This is a genomic window from Methylobacterium sp. WL1, from assembly GCF_008000895.1.
GTDB lineage: Bacteria > Pseudomonadota > Alphaproteobacteria > Rhizobiales > Beijerinckiaceae > Methylobacterium.
Genome location: NZ_CP042823.1, coordinates 3,125,047 through 3,139,167, shown reverse-complemented (window position 1 = coordinate 3,139,167; position 14,121 = coordinate 3,125,047). Strand labels below are relative to the sequence as shown.

The 14,121-nt window shown below is 69.8% G+C and carries 11 protein-coding genes and 1 pseudogene; 5 read left to right on the top strand and 7 right to left on the bottom strand.

Annotation, left to right across the window (positions count from 1 at the left end; all coding sequences use genetic code 11):
• Positions 1-18: 18 nt before the first annotated feature.
• From FVA80_RS15300 to FVA80_RS15285, 4 genes are all read right to left on the bottom strand, one after another.
• Positions 19-1,824 carry an IlvD/Edd family dehydratase gene (locus tag FVA80_RS15300; RefSeq protein ID WP_147906912.1) on the bottom strand — a complete coding sequence of 602 codons (1,806 nt, stop codon included), beginning with the start codon at positions 1,822-1,824 and terminating at the stop codon, positions 19-21.
• A 10-nt stretch (positions 1,825-1,834) separates the two neighbouring features.
• Positions 1,835-2,569, bottom strand: a complete 735-nt coding sequence (locus FVA80_RS15295) for an SDR family oxidoreductase (RefSeq protein WP_147906911.1) — start codon at positions 2,567-2,569, stop codon at positions 1,835-1,837.
• A gap of 91 nt (positions 2,570-2,660) precedes the next feature.
• Positions 2,661-3,428 carry an SDR family oxidoreductase gene (locus tag FVA80_RS15290; RefSeq protein ID WP_147906910.1) on the bottom strand — a complete coding sequence of 256 codons (768 nt, stop codon included), beginning with the start codon at positions 3,426-3,428 and terminating at the stop codon, positions 2,661-2,663.
• Between the two features lie 73 nt (positions 3,429-3,501).
• Entirely contained in the window at positions 3,502-4,203 is a 702-nt protein-coding gene (locus tag FVA80_RS15285; RefSeq protein ID WP_147906909.1) for a GntR family transcriptional regulator, read from the bottom strand.
• A gap of 119 nt (positions 4,204-4,322) precedes the next feature.
• On the opposite strand from FVA80_RS15285, the gene FVA80_RS15280 reads away from it, so the two are divergent.
• Genes FVA80_RS15280 through FVA80_RS15260 form a run of 5 tightly spaced genes read left to right on the top strand, consistent with a single transcriptional unit; the run spans position 4,323 to position 10,890 of the window.
• The gene (locus FVA80_RS15280) at positions 4,323-5,582 is read left to right on the top strand and encodes an ABC transporter substrate-binding protein (RefSeq protein ID WP_147906908.1); all 1,260 of its coding nucleotides are present in this window, start codon (positions 4,323-4,325) and stop codon (positions 5,580-5,582) included.
• A gap of 7 nt (positions 5,583-5,589) precedes the next feature.
• Positions 5,590-6,465: a branched-chain amino acid ABC transporter permease gene (locus tag FVA80_RS15275; protein WP_147853605.1), complete on the top strand. Its 876-nt coding sequence runs from the start codon at positions 5,590-5,592 to the stop codon at positions 6,463-6,465.
• Between the two features lie 14 nt (positions 6,466-6,479).
• Entirely contained in the window at positions 6,480-9,038 is a 2,559-nt protein-coding gene (locus tag FVA80_RS15270; RefSeq protein WP_147906907.1) for a branched-chain amino acid ABC transporter ATP-binding protein/permease, read from the top strand.
• Positions 9,035-9,958, top strand: a complete 924-nt coding sequence (locus FVA80_RS15265) for a 3-hydroxyacyl-CoA dehydrogenase (protein ID WP_147906906.1) — start codon at positions 9,035-9,037, stop codon at positions 9,956-9,958. Before FVA80_RS15270 ends, FVA80_RS15265 begins: the two co-directional genes overlap by 4 nt.
• 2 nt (positions 9,959-9,960) lie before the next feature.
• Positions 9,961-10,890, top strand: a complete 930-nt coding sequence (locus FVA80_RS15260; RefSeq protein ID WP_147906905.1) for a 3-keto-5-aminohexanoate cleavage protein — start codon at positions 9,961-9,963, stop codon at positions 10,888-10,890.
• A gap of 39 nt (positions 10,891-10,929) precedes the next feature.
• Here the strand turns inward: FVA80_RS15260 and FVA80_RS15255 are convergent, their stop codons facing one another.
• The 3 genes and pseudogenes from FVA80_RS15255 to FVA80_RS15245 form a co-directional block, all read right to left on the bottom strand.
• On the bottom strand, positions 10,930-11,217 hold the full coding sequence (locus FVA80_RS15255; RefSeq protein WP_147906904.1) for a DUF167 family protein: 288 nt from the start codon (positions 11,215-11,217) through the stop codon (positions 10,930-10,932).
• A gap of 13 nt (positions 11,218-11,230) precedes the next feature.
• Positions 11,231-12,601 (bottom strand): FAD-binding oxidoreductase, encoded by a 1,371-nt coding sequence (locus FVA80_RS15250; protein WP_147906903.1) that lies wholly within the window; start codon positions 12,599-12,601, stop codon positions 11,231-11,233.
• Positions 12,602-12,660: 59 nt separating this feature from the next.
• A pseudogene (locus FVA80_RS15245) lies at positions 12,661-13,853 on the bottom strand (fumarylacetoacetate hydrolase family protein).
• Positions 13,854-14,121 lie beyond the last annotated feature (268 nt).

Below are 14,121 nucleotides of genomic sequence, written 5' to 3'. Positions count from 1 at the left end.
TCTTGGCGGCAAGTCCCGTCAATGGTTATCCCGCGGGACGCCCGACGCCTGCGCTACCTTCTGGAACTTCACGGCACCCTTCAGCACCATGCCTTCGTCGAGCTGCGCCACCTGGTCGCGGTAGATCTCTTGCCAGGGCGTTTGCGTGGCCGGGAATGGGAAACCGCCCCGGGACGCCAGGTCCGCGCGGCGGCGGGCGAGTTCCTCGGCCGGGAGCAGGATGTCGGCCCGGCGCGTATTAAGGTCGATGCGGACCCGGTCGCCGGATTGCAGCAGCGCCAGGCCGCCGCCCACCGCCGCCTCGGGCGAGGCGTTGAGGATCGCGGGCGTTCCCGAGGTTCCGGATTGGCGGCCGTCGCCGATACAGGGGAGGGAGGTCACGCCGCGGCGGATCAGTTCCCCCGGCGGCTGCATGTTCACCACCTCGGCGGCGCCGGGATATCCCACCGGACCGGCGCCGCGCATGATCAGGACGGTGTTCTCGTCGATCCCGAGCGACGGGTCGTCGATGCGGTGGTGATAATCCTCCGGCCCGTCGAACACGACGACGGGGCCCTCGAACGCCATCGGGTCCTCGGGGTTGCGCAGGTAGCGGGCGGCGAATTCCTCCGAGATCACGCAGGTCTTCATGATCGCGGAATCGAACAGGCTGCCCTTGAGGTTGAGGAAGCCCGCCCGCTCCATCAGCGGTGTCGCGTAGGCCCGGATCACGTCGCGGTTCCAGCTGTGCCGCCCGCGATAATTCTCGCCGACGGTGAAGCCGTTGCAGGTCGGGGCCTCGGTGTGGACCTTCCCGGCGTCGATCAGCTCGGCGAACACGGCGGGCAGGCCGCCCGCCCGGAAATACTCCTCGCCGAGCCAGCGGCCGGCGGGCTGCATGTCGACCAGCAGCGGGATCTCGAAGCCGACCCGCTCCCAGTCGTCGCAGGAGAGCGGCACGCCGATATGCTTGGCGATGGCGTTGATGTGGATCGGCGCATTGGTCGAGCCGCCGATGGCGGCGTTGGCCACGATGGCGTTCTCGAACGCCTCCCGGGTCAGGATGTCGGACGGCTTGAGGTCCTCCCAGACCATGTCGACGATGCGCAACCCGGTGGCGTAGGCGGCCTGCCCGCGCTCGCGATAGGGGGCGGGGATCGCCGACGAGCCGGGCAGGGCGAGGCCCAGTGCCTCGGCCAGCGCGTTCATGGTCGAGGCGGTGCCCATGGTGTTGCAATGGCCCGTGGACGGGGCCGACGAGCCGACGATGTCCATGAACTGCTGGAAGTCGATATCGCCGGCGGCATGCCGCTCGCGGGTCTTCCAGACGATCGTGCCCGAGCCGGTCAGCTCCTTCTGGAAGTAGCCGTTGAGCATCGGCCCGACATTGAGTGAGATCGCCGGGATGTTCACGGTGGCGGCGGCCATCAGGCAGGCCGGCATGGTTTTGTCGCAACCGGTCAGCAGCACGACGCCGTCCAGCGGATAGCCGTACAGGACTTCGACCAGCGACAGGTAGGCGAGATTCCGGTCGAGGGAGGCGGTCGGCCGCTTGCCGGTTTCTTGGATCGGGTGACACGGAAATTCGAAGGCGACGCCCCCGGCCGCCGTGATGCCGTCGCGCACGCGCTTGGCCAGTTCCAGATGGTGCCGGTTGCATGGCGACAGGTCGGAGCCCGTCTGGGCGATCCCGATCAGCGGCTTGCCCGAGCGCAGCTCCGCGGGCGTGAGCCCGAAATTCAGGTAGCGCTCCAGGTACAGCGCGGTCATGCCCGGATTGTGCGGATTGTCGAACCACGCCTTCGAGCGCAGGTCGGCGGGAGATACGCGGCGCTTCTCGCTCATGGTCGAATCCTCAGATCGTCATGCCACCGTCGATGGAATAGCTCTGGCCGGTCACGAAGGCGGCCTCGTCGCTCGCCAAGAACACCACCAGCGGGGCGATCTCCTCGGCCGTCGCCAGCCGACCCATGGGCTGGCGGGCGATGAAGGCCTTGCGGGCCTCCACGGGATCGTCGAACGCGTTGATCCGGTCCGCAAGCGAGGGCGTGTCGACGGTGCCGGGGCAGATGCAGTTGCAGCGGATGCCGCGGCCCACGTAATCCGCCGCCACCGACTTGGTCAGGCCGATCACCGCGGCCTTCGTCAGCCCGTAGACGAAGCGGTTCGGCAGCCCACGCAGGGAGCCGGCGACGCTCGCCATGTTGACGATACTCCCGGCGCCAGCCTCGAGCATCCGTGGCAGGACCGCGCGGATCGTCCAGAACTGCGACCGGACGTTGAGATTCACCGCGAAGTCGAAATCCGCGTCGCTGGCATCGAGCACCGTGCCGGCATGGACGTAGCCCGCGCAGTTGAACAGCACGTCGATCCGGTCCAGCCCGCCGGCCAAGGCCTCGATCTGCGCCCGGTCGAGCACGTCGAGGGGCGCGGTGGTGACGTTGGCTACGCCCTCGAAGGTTCCGAGTGCGTCGGCCCGGACGTCGGTGGCCAGCACCTGCGCGCCCTCGCGCGCCAGCGCCAGGACGCTCGCCTGGCCGATGCCCTGGCCGGCGGCCGTGACCAATGCTGTCTTGCCCGCGAGACGCATGCGCCCGTTCCTCCCGATCGCGCGGTCGTGGTGCCGCCTGTTCGCCAATCTGCCGTGATCCGATCCGCGGCGTAACCCGTGCCGCAGGGGTTCAGGACAACATCCGCGTGTCGCCGTCGATGGCGATCGCCTGCCCGGAGATCGTCTGGCCCCGCGGCGAGCACAGCAGCAGGATCTGGTCGGCGAGCTGCCGGGCCGTGACGTAGTCCTTCACCGACACGAACGAGAAGGCGCGCGCCTCCATCTCGGCAAAGCTCGTGCCCTGCTGCTGCGCCTTGGCCTCGAGGACCCGGCGCTGCCGGTCGCCGGCCACCAGCCCGGGTAGGATCGCGTTCACCCGGATGCCCGCCTCGCCCAGCTCGATCGCGAGGGACTTGGTGAAGCCGATCACGCCCCATTTCGCCGCCGCGTAGGGGCTGCGCAGGCCGAAGCCGAACTTTCCGGCCGCCGATGACAGGTTGACGATCGAGCCGTTGCTGCTCGCGCGCAGGTGGGGCACCGCAAGGCGCGCGCAGTTGAACTGGCTGGTCAGGCAGACCGTCAGGCAGCGGTCCCATTCCTCCGGGGCGATCTCCTCGACACGCCCGGTCGGCCCGGCGATGCCGGCGTTGTTGACGAGCACGTCGAGGCCGCCGAGATGCTCGACCGCTGCCGCCATCATGGTGCCGACCGCGTCCCGGTCGGCGACGTCGGTCCGGCAGCGCCCGACCGCCCCGGGAAGGGCGGCCAGGGCCTCCTGGTCGATGTCGCAGGCGAAGACCCGCGCGCCTTCCTCGAGGAAGGCGTCGACGATGCCGCGTCCGATTCCAGCGGCGCCCGCGGTCACGAGCACGCGCAGGCCGGCGATTCCGAGATCCATGGTCGTTCCTCCCGTCCAGGCATCGCTTCAGAGGCGTTCGTCGCCTTTTGGATGAAGCCGATGCGCACCAAAACTATGCGTCCCGCAGCCCTCCGCGGGATAGGATGAAGTCGGCCGCCTCGCGAATGTCCGCGGCCAGGGCGGCGGCGGCAGCGGCACCGTCCCGCGCCTCGATCGCCGCCAGCGCCTCGGCATGCCGGCGCAGGGCGAACCCCTGGAGCAGCCGTTCCGGATGTGCGCGCAGGTCCAGGTTGATGACCGGGCCGGCCTTCAGCCACAGCCGGGCGATGATCGCGTGCAGAGGCTCCAGTCCGCAGGCCGCGTAGATCGCGAAGTGCAGGTCGCGGTTGAGCCGGACGGCCAGGGTGCTGTCCGGCTGCGCGGATGCGGCCTCCCGGCGGAACGCCGCCTCGGCCCGTCGGATCGCGCCGAGTTCCGGTTCGCTCCGGCGCTCCGCGGCGCGCGCCGCGGCCATGCCCTCGACGGCCATGCGGGTCTCGGCCAGCGCCTGGAAATCCTGCGCCGTCATGATCGGCACCCGGATCGCCCGGGTCGGGGCCACCTCCAGGACGCCGTCGGCGACGAGGCGGCTCACCGCCTCGCGCACCGGCATCACGGAGACGCCGAGCGCCGCCGCGCTCTGGCGCAGGGACAACCGGTCGCCGGGAGCGAGTCGGCCGGACGCAAGCAGGTCCGATAGGGCCTCGTACGCGGTGTCGGCGAGGGTGCGCCGCTCGAGCTGGGGTAATTCGGCCAGGGCCGACATGGAACTCATGTGCCGACACTAGACGGATCTGGCACTATCGCGCTAGTGATCTGTGATCACAGTTTGGGTGAGGGCCGTCAGAGCCCATCAAGAATGCCCGGCTGGAGGAAACGCACGGGAGCGGAACGATGACGGATCGGTTCGGGGATTCTCTCTCTCGCCGCGGCCTGCTGCGAGCCGGCGGCGCGGCTCTCATCGCACCGGCGCTCGCCAGCCCGGCCTTGTCCCAGGGGCAGGCGGACGTGGTCCGGATCGGCCACCTGACCCCCCGTACCGGCTTCCTCGGGCCCCTGGGCGAGTTCGCCGTTCAGGCCGCGCAGCTCGCCGTCGAGGAGATCAACGCCGCCGGCGGCATCGCCGGCCGGAAGGTCGAGCTGCTGGCCGAAGACAGCGTCAATCCGCAGACCGCGTCGGCCAAGGCCGAGCGCATGGTCCAGCGCGACCGCGTCGCCTGCCTGGTCGGCGAGATCAACTCCGCCTCGGCTCTGGCGATCAGCCAGGTGGCGCAGCGCGAGAAGGTGCTTTTCATCAACACCGGCGCGAACTCGGACGCGCTGCGCGGTTCCGACTGCAAGCGCTACCTGTTCCACGTGGAGGCGCAGAACACCATGATGGTCCGCGCGGCGGGCCGGGCGCTGGTGGAGAAGGGCCTGATCAAGGGCAAGAAGGTCTACGCGCTGACCGCCGACTACGCGTTCGGTCACGACCTCCTCAAGCAGGCCAAGAAGTTCTTCACCGCGAACGAGGCGACGCTTGCGGGCGAGGACCTGATCCCCACCGAACTCACCGACTTCTCGCCGTTCCTGCTCAAGCTGCGCCAGAGCCGGCCGGACCTCGTGATTTGCAACCTCGCGGGCGCGCAGATCACCAATTTCCTCAAGCAGTACAGCGAGTTCGGATTGCCATTTCCGGTCGCCGGCTTCGGCTTCGATACGGCGTTGGCCTGGGGCGCCGGCCCCGGCAACTTCCTCGGCACCTGGCCGGTGGTGTGGCACCACCGGATCGACTCGCCCTCGGCCCAGAAATTCGTGGCGGCGTTCCGGGCGAAGTACAAGAAGCCGCCGGAGAACCAGGGTTGGGGCGACTACACGGCGATGAAGATCGTCGCCCAATCCATGAACGCGCTGAAGTCGACCGATTCCACCAAGATCGTGGAATACCTGGAGAAGGGTGCGACCTTCGACATCGCCAAGACCCGGGAGGGCTATTTCCGTCCCTGGGACCACGAGCTGATGCAGGAGATGTACGCGATCACCGCGCTTCCGGCGGACCAGGTGAAGAACCCCTACGACATCTTCACGGCGACCGGGCCGCTGCCCGGTTCCGGCGAAAGCCTGGAGGTGCTCGCCACCACCCGCGACGAGAACGCCTGCACCTTCCCGGCGTGAGGCGGCCATGCAGCTCGTCTTCATCCTCGAGCAGGTGCTCAACGGCCTGCTGATCGGCGTCCAGTACCTGCTGATCGCGCTGGGCCTGTCGCTGATCTTCAGCCTCGGCGGGATCGTCAACCTCGCACACGGCGCATTCTACGCCATCGGCGCCTACCTGACCGTGGTGCTGACCCCGACGATCGGCTTCGGCGGAGCGCTCGTCGCCTCGCCGCTGCTGGTGGCCGTTCTCGGCCTCGTGATCGAGCGGTTCCTGCTCCGGCGCTTCTACAGGGGCGACCCGACCCTCGGCCTGCTCTTGACCTTCGGCCTCGCCATGGTGGCCGAGCAGGCCCTGCGCATGGCCTTCGGGGCGGCCCCGCTGCCCTACGGAATCCCGGGTTGGCTGCGGGGCCAGGTGTTCATCGGCGACCTGATCTACTCGCGCTACCGGCTCTCCATCCTGGTGGTGGCGCTCGCCTGCGTCGGCGGCCTGTGGCTGCTCCTGACCCGCACCAGCTTCGGCCGCGTGGTCCGGGCCGGCGTCCAGAACCCCGACATGGTCGCGGCACTCGGCATCTCGCTTCGGCCGTACATGAGCGCGGTGGTGACGATCGCCGTCGGGCTGGCGGCGCTCGCCGGGACCATGATGGCGCCGGTGACCGGGGTTCACCCCGCGATGGGCGCCGAGATCCTCACCTTCGCGTTCGTGGTGGTGGTGATCGGCGGGCTCGGCTCGTTCTGGGGTGTGGTGCTGGCCGCCCTGATCGTCGGCGTGGTCCGGGGGCTCACCGCCTATGCCTACCCGCCCGCGACCGAGGCAGCCGTCTACGGTCTCATGGTGCTCGTCCTGCTGCTGCGCCCGCGCGGCCTGTTCGGCGAGCAGATCGCCCGATTCGAGTGAGCGGGAACAGCCCCATGTCCGGAACCGCCGAACCGCTGCCGCTCGCCATCCCTCAGCGCGGCCTGATCCTGCGCGAGAGCCGCCAGCTCTGGGCGGCGCTCGCCGCCCTGATCGTCCTGCCGTTTGCCCTCGACGCGATCGGCCTGACACTGATCACCGCCACCGACGTGGTGATCTTTGCCCTCGCCGTGCTCGGCCTCAACATCTTGGTCGGCTGGACCGGCCTCGTCTCCTTCGGCCACGGGGCGTGGTTCGGGCTCGGCGCCTATGCGGTGGCGATCCTGCAGACCCGCCTAGCGCCGGGCGACATGGCCCTGCCGCTGTTCGGAGCGCTGGCGATCACCGGTGTCGCGGCGCTCGCCGGCGGCGCCCTGATCCTGCGGCGGCGCGGTGTCTACTTCTCCCTGCTGACGCTCGCGTTCACCGCGATGCTGTACGCCATCGCGTTCCGCTGGACGGACCTCACCGGCGGCGAGAATGGCATCGGCAACCTGCACCGCTGGGCGGTGCTGCAGCAGCCCGGCGCCTACTACGCCGCGGTCTCCGGCATCGCCTTCCTGGTTCTCGTCGCGCTCTGGCGCTTCCGGCGCTCGCCGATGGGAACGGTGCTGGTGGCGATCCGCGAGAACGAGCAGCGCGCCGGCTTCCTCGGCTACGCCACCAACCGTTACAAGCTCGCGGCCTTCGTGATCTCGGCGTCGATCACCGGGCTGGCGGGCGCGCTGTCCGCCTACAGCCACCGCTTCACTTCGGCCGACCCGATCTCCATCGCGTTCTCGGGCGAACTGCTCGCCATGGTGGTAATCGGCGGGATGCGCTCGTTCCTGGGGCCTGCCCTCGGGGCCCTGTTCTACATCCTGTTCCGAGAGTTCCTGTCGATCTACACCAGCGACTGGCTGCTGTATTTCGGGCTGCTGTTCGTCGCCTTCATCGTGTTTTCGCCGGATGGGCTCGTGGGGATCGCGGCCCGGCTGATGCGCCCGTTCCGTCGCGTGCCGGGGGAGGGCGCCGCGATGTCGGCCCGCCGCGCCGGTGCCTCGGGCCGCGTCCCCGCCCGGTTCATCGCCGAGGGGCGTTCCGACGGGGCGGTCCTGGTCGCGGAGGATATCCGCAAGAGCTTCGGACCGGTCGCCGCCGTGCGCGGCGTGTCCTTCGCGGTGGCCGACCGGACGCTGCACGCCCTGATCGGCCCGAACGGCGCCGGCAAGACCACGGCGTTCAACCTGCTCTCCGGGATGTTCCGGCCGAATTCCGGGCGGATCCTCCTCGACGGCCGGGAGATCGCCGGGCTCGAGCCCCACGCGATCACCCGGGCCGGCCTCGGCCGCTCGTTCCAGATCACCAACCTATTCCCCGGCCTGTCGGTTGAGGAGAACATCAGGCTCGCCGTCCAGGCCCGCCACCCGGCTCACATGAACCCGTGGCGCGACGCGCTCCGCCTGCGGGAGATCGCCGACGACACGGCCGAGCTGCTGCGCTGGACCGGGCTCGCCGGGATCGAGCAGGCGGAGGCCGGCAGCCTCTCCTACGGAGGGCAGCGGCTCCTCGACATGGGCCTGGCGCTCGCCACGCGTCCGCGGGTCCTGCTGCTGGACGAGCCGCTCGCCGGGCTGGCCGCGGCCGAGCGCGAGCGCGTCGGCGACCTGATCAAGGCGCTCTCCGCCGACATCCCGGTGCTGCTCGTCGAACACGACATCGACCGGGTGTTCCGCCTCGCCGACCGGGTCTCCGTGATGGCGGACGGCGCGGTGCTGGTGGACGGTTCCGTGGCCGATGCCCGGGACGACGCGCGGGTGCAGGCGGTCTACCTCGGCTCCGGGACGGAGGCGATCGCGGCGAAGCCGCGTGCCAGCGCCGCCGCGTCCGAGACGCTGCTGACGATGGCGGGTGTCGACACCTTTTACGGCAAGTCGCACATCCTCAACGGCGTGGACCTGACGGTGCACAAGGGCGAGGTGGTGGCCCTGCTTGGCCGCAACGGCGCCGGCAAGTCGACCCTGCTGAAGACGCTGATCGGCACGGCACCCCCGGCCGCCGGCCGGATCGTCCTCGGCGAGAAGGACATCGCCGGGCTCACGCCGGACCGGATCGCCCGGCTCGGCATCGGCTACGTGCCGCAGGGCCGCGCGCTGTTCGCCGGAATGAGCGTCGCCGAGAATCTGGGTCTGGGCCGGCTGCGGCGCCTCACCGGCGCGGGTATCCATTGGGACGAGGACAAGGTCCTGGAGTTCTTCCCCCGGCTCAAGCAACGCTGGACCGTCGACGCCGCACGCCTGTCCGGCGGCGAGCAGCAGATGGTGGCGGTGGCGCGGGCGCTCTCCGGCGACACGCGCCTCCTCCTGCTCGACGAGCCCTTCGAGGGCCTGTCGCCGGCGGTGACCGAGGAACTGTTCGAGGCGTTCGACCGGCTGCGCCGGGAGATCGCGATCATCCTGGTGGACCACCACCTCGACCTCGCGCTGGCCCTCTCGGACCGGACCGTCGCGCTGGAGCGCGGCAGCGTGCAGTGGACCGGCGAGTCGCGCCTGTTGCGCGAGGACCAGGATCTGAGACGGAAGGTGCTGTGGCTATGACCGAGAGCGTCGCGATCGTCGGCGCCGGCCTGATCGGCCGGGCCTGGGCGATGATCTTCGCCCGCGCGGGTTGGAACGTGCGCCTGTTCGATACCGCGGACAGAGTCGCCGAGGCCGCGATCCCGCTCTGCGCCGCAGGCCTGCGGACGCTCTCCGAGAACGGGCTGTGCCCCGATCCAGAGGCGGCGTCCTCCCGTATCCGAGCCCCGAACGGCCTGGGCGCCTGCCTCGACGGCGTCGGTTTCGTTCAGGAGAATGGGCCGGAACGGCTCGATGTGAAGCAGGCCCTGTTCGCGGAACTCGACGCCCTGGCGCCACCGGACGCGATCATCGCCTCCTCATCCTCGGCGATCCGCTGCTCGCTGTTCACCGAGGGGCTTCCCGGACGGGGGCGGTGCCTGATCGGCCATCCCGTGAACCCGCCGCACCTGATTCCGCTGGTGGAGATCTCCGGCGCTCCGTGGACGGATGCCGCGGTGCTGGAGCGCGCCCGGGCGACCTACGAGAGAATCGGACAGGTGCCGATCACCGTCCTGAAGGAGATCGAGGGCTTCATCCTCAACCGGCTCCAGGGCGCATTGCTGGCGGAGGCGTTCCGCCTGGCTTCGGAGGGCTACGTGACCCCGCAGGATCTCGACAAGACCGTTGCGGACGGGCTCGGCCTGCGCTGGAGCTTCATGGGGCCGTTCGAGACGATCGAACTCAACGCCCCTGGCGGCATCGCCGATTACTGCGCGCGCTACACCGGATTCTACAAGAGTCTCGCAGCCGACCCGGCGCCCCCGAGCGTTTACGAGGCACCGGCCACCCAGGCGATCCTGGCGAACTGGCGAGAGCCCGCGGATCTGCCCGCCCGCATGAATCGCCGCGACGCGCGGCTGGCCGCCCTGCGGGCCCACAAGCTTTCACAAAAGGACTGAGCATGGCCTCACAGCGGAAAGTCATCATCACCTGCGCCGTCACCGGCGCGATCCACACGCCCAGCATGTCGCCGCACCTGCCGGTGACGCCGGAGGAGATCGCCGACGCTGCGATCGGCGCTGCCGAAGCCGGGGCGGCGATCATCCACCTGCACGCCCGCAACCCCGAGACCGGTCAGCCCGACCAGTCGCCGGAGGCCTTCGCCAAGTTCCTGCCGGTGATCAAGCAGCGCTCGGGCTGCGTCGTGAACATCACCACCGGCGGCGCGCCGACCATGTCGATCGAGGAGCGGGTCCGCCCAGCCGCGACCTTCCAGCCGGAGGTCGCGTCGCTCAACCTCGGCTCGATGAATTTCGGCCTGTTCGGCATGCTCGACCGCTTCAAGGACCTGAAGCACCAGTGGGAGCGGGATTACCTCGGCAACAAGGACATCATCTTCCGCAACACGTTCGGCCAGATCGAGCACATCCTCACCACCTGCGGCCCGAACGGCACGCGGTTCGAGTTCGAGTGCTACGACACGGCCCATCTCTACAATCTCAAATACTTCTTCGATCGCGGGCTGGTGAAGGCGCCGCTGTTCATCCAGACCGTGTTCGGCCTGCAGGGCGGCATTGGCGCGCATCCCGACGACGTGATGCACATGAAGCGCACCGCCGACCGGCTCTTCGGCGATCAGTACCGCTGGTCGGTGCTGGGCGCCGGCCGCAACCAGATGAACATCGCCGCCATGGCGGCCGCAATGGGCGGCAACGTCCGCGTCGGCCTGGAAGACAGCCTCTGGGACGGCCCCGGCAAGCTCGCGGAAACCAACGCCGCCCAGGTCCGCCGCGTCCGCTCGATCATCGAGGGGCTGGGGCTGGAGATCGCCTCGCCCGACGAGGCCCGCGAGATGCTGTCGCTGAAGGGCGGGGACAAGGTCGCGTTCTGAGGCAGGTCGGGCCGAGGCAGAACGGTCTCGGCCCGCCGCCTACTCGGGCACCCCGAAGATACGATCGAGATCGGCCTGGGCTATGCCTTCGATCTCCAGGATCTTGAGCCGGCTTTGATCGCCGGCAGCGATCCGGACCGAACTGCGGCCGATTTTCAGCGCTTTGGCGATCATCTTTTCCAGCGCCGCGTTGGCCGCGCCATCGACCGGCGGCGCGGACACCCGCGCCTTCAGGTAAGGCTGGCCCTTCTCATCCCGCGCCCAGCCATCCGCCGCATCGCGCCCGCCGCGCGGCGTGAGGCGGACCACGAGCCGAACGGACCCCATCGATCGCCGACCGCTAGAAAATCTTGCCGGGGTTCAGCCGGTTGTCCGGGTCCAGCGCCCGCTTGACCAGCCGCATGGCGGCGATCTCCTCGGGCGAGCGCGAGAGCGGCAGCTTGCTCCGCTTTTCCAGGCCGATGCCGTGCTCGGCCGAGACCGAGCCGTTGAGTTCGGCGAGCGGCGTGTAGAGCGCGGCGTCGATGGCTGCGTTGCCGGCGGCGTCGAGGCGGGTCGTGTTCCAGTGCAGGTTGTTGTCGCCGATATGCCCGTAGACGACGGCGCGGCAATCGGGGATCGCCGCCAGGCGTTCCAGCGCGCCCCGGACATAGCCGTCCATCTTGGAGAGCGGCACGCTCACGTCGAAGGCGCGCTCGATCCCATCGGCGTTCAGGTGCTCGACGCGGTCGCGGATGCGCCACATGCCGCGGCGCTGCTCCTCCGAGGAGGCCACGGCCGCGTCGAGGATCGTGCCGTCCCCCATCAGGCCTTCCAGCAGGCCAAGGAACCGGTCGGACTCCTCCGGGACGCACTCGACCTCGATGATCGCGTAGAACGGATAATCGTAGCTCAGCGGCGGCGTCGCCCGGCCGGGGGCGGTCATCAGCCGGTAGAAATCCGGCCACAAGCCCTCGAAGGACGACACGCGCCCCTGGAACGCGCTCTGGGCGGCGCGCAGGACCCGGGCGCCATCGTCGACGCCCGGGCAGGCGATCAGCGCGGTGGCGTATCCGGCGGGCTCCGGGCGGAGGCGCAGGACCGCGCGGGTGACGATGCCGAGCGTGCCCTCGGTGCCGACGAACAACTGCTTAAGGTCCAGCCCGGTGTTGTTCTTGATCAGCGGGCGCATGGACGAGACCACCGTGCCGTCGGCCAGCACCGCCTCCAGGCCCAGCACCATCTCGCGCATCATGCCGTAGCGCAGCACCCGCAGGCCGCCGGCATTGGTGGAGATCGCGCCGCCGATCGTGGCCGAACCGCGGGCACCGAGATCCAGCGGGAAGAACAGGCCGTTCTCCGTGGCGGCGTTCTGCACGCTCTCGATGGTGGCGCCGGTGCCGACCACCACGGTCATGCCGAGCGGGTCGATCGGCTCGATCCCGGTCATCCGCTCGGTGGAGAGAGTGATCTCATCGGGCGCGCAGAGCGTCCCGTCCACGAGGCCGGTGGCGCCGCCCCGCGGCACGATCGCGACCCCGGCCGCGTGGCAGGCGGCCATCACGGCGCTGGTCTCGGCGGTGCTGCGCGGGCGCACGAGGGCGAGCGCCGCGCAGGGCTCCGTCGGCCGGGTCCAGTTCGCGGACCGGCCGCGCAACTCCGCGCCGGTGACGAGTCCGGAGGGCCCGACGATGTCGGAGAGACGCGCGAGGATCGATTCGGCGGCTGTCATCGGATGGGTCTCTGCGGCTGGGGCCGTGTGGTCCGGAAAGCTGCGGGCGTCAGGCTCTGTCACAGAAGCCCGCGCGCGGCGAGATTGCGCATCAGCGCGCGGGCGCCGAACGTCCAGGGCTCGCAGGCGTCGCACGGGCGCATGCGGTTGACGAGGCTGCCGAGTTCCGGGCTCGCCACGACGACGCGGTCACCCTCGACATGGGTGAAGCCGAGGCCCGGGCCGTGCCGGTCCTGGATCGGCGCGAACATCGTGCCGAGCAGCAGGATGGCACCGTCCGGGTAATCGTGGGTGCGGCCCATCAGGGCCCCGACCAGCTCCTCCGGGTCGCGGCTGATCTCGGCGAGCGGGGAGGTGCCCTCCATCCGGAACCCGTCGGTCCCGGTCACCTCGAGCGTCACGGTGGTGCGCCGCACGTCGTCGAGGCCGAAGGTCTCGTCGAACAGCCTGAGGAACGGCCCCAGGGCGCAGGAGGCATTGTTGTCCTTGGCCTTGCCGAGCAGCAGCGCCGAGCGGCCCTCGAAATCGCGCAGGTTCACATCGTTGGCGAGTGTCGCGCCGACGATGTTCTGCTGGGATGAGACGGCCAGCGCGACTTCCGGCTCGGGATTGTTCCAGTGCGAATCCGGATGCAGCCCAGCGTCCGCGCCGCAACCGACCGCGGAGAGCGGCTGCGCCTTGGTGAAGATCTCCGCGTCCGGCCCGATCCCGACTTCGAGATACTGGCTCCAGGCCCCCTGGGCGACCAGGACCTCCTTCAACGCCATCGCGGCGGGCGAGCCGGGCTTCAGCCGGCGCAGGTCGTGTCCGACAAGGCGCTCGACCTCCGTGCGGATCGCCGCGGCCGCTGCCAGGTCGCCCCGCGCCCGCTCCTCGATGACCCGTTCCAGCATCGACGTCGCGAAGGTGACGCCGGCGGCCTTCAGCGCCTGGAGGTCCACCGGGGCGAGCAACCACGGCTGCCCCGGGTCGCGGCCCTCCGGCGGGGTGTTGGCCAGGATCGCGTCGAGGCTGCCGAGATCCGCGCCCTCGGCGGCGCGCAGGCCGCGGCGGCGCCCGGCGTCTCGCACAGGTCGCTGACCGTCGCGAAGCGCGCCGTGACGTCGACGACGCGCGCCTCGCCGCCCGACCCCGCCCGGATCGCCACGACGCTCGGTCCGCCGACATCCGGGCGCCACACCCGTCCGACCAGCGTACCCCGGACGCCGTCGTTGGGAAGGATCTCGCCTGCGGTCAGACCGGATTGTGCCATACCGTCCTCTTCCTTCGGGATCCTGCCCGCCGTCTCCGATTATGCCCGGACGTCGCACCGGCAGCGGGGCCGATGCCATCGCCTTAGCATCCGGTGCCGGCTCAGGCTCCGGTGGGATGTTTCATGCCGGCGGCCTCGTCACCGATCCCGGCCCGTCGGGCAAGTCCGGTCGAACTCAACCGTATGGCCACCGGCGCCGAAATCCGATCCGGTCGTCCGGACGCAGGATTTCACAGGAAGGTCCTGACAGAAACGAGATATGATTCAA

Bases quoted from the DNA above. Each gene is read 5' to 3' on its own strand.
- FVA80_RS15250 (WP_147906903.1), bottom strand. From the start codon at position 12,601: ATGACAGCCGCCGAATCGATCCTCGCGCGTCTCTCCGACATCGTCGGG.
- FVA80_RS15260 (WP_147906905.1), top strand. From the start codon at position 9,961: ATGGCCTCACAGCGGAAAGTCATCATCACCTGCGCCGTCACCGGCGCG.
- FVA80_RS15265 (WP_147906906.1), top strand. From the start codon at position 9,035: ATGACCGAGAGCGTCGCGATCGTCGGCGCCGGCCTGATCGGCCGGGCC.
- FVA80_RS15290 (WP_147906910.1), bottom strand. From the start codon at position 3,428: ATGGATCTCGGAATCGCCGGCCTGCGCGTGCTCGTGACCGCGGGCGCC.
- FVA80_RS15300 (WP_147906912.1), bottom strand. From the start codon at position 1,824: ATGAGCGAGAAGCGCCGCGTATCTCCCGCCGACCTGCGCTCGAAGGCG.
- FVA80_RS15295 (WP_147906911.1), bottom strand. From the start codon at position 2,569: ATGCGTCTCGCGGGCAAGACAGCATTGGTCACGGCCGCCGGCCAGGGC.
- FVA80_RS15275 (WP_147853605.1), top strand. From the start codon at position 5,590: ATGCAGCTCGTCTTCATCCTCGAGCAGGTGCTCAACGGCCTGCTGATC.
- FVA80_RS15280 (WP_147906908.1), top strand. From the start codon at position 4,323: ATGACGGATCGGTTCGGGGATTCTCTCTCTCGCCGCGGCCTGCTGCGA.
- FVA80_RS15285 (WP_147906909.1), bottom strand. From the start codon at position 4,203: ATGAGTTCCATGTCGGCCCTGGCCGAATTACCCCAGCTCGAGCGGCGC.
- FVA80_RS15270 (WP_147906907.1), top strand. From the start codon at position 6,480: ATGTCCGGAACCGCCGAACCGCTGCCGCTCGCCATCCCTCAGCGCGGC.
- FVA80_RS15255 (WP_147906904.1), bottom strand. From the start codon at position 11,217: ATGGGGTCCGTTCGGCTCGTGGTCCGCCTCACGCCGCGCGGCGGGCGC.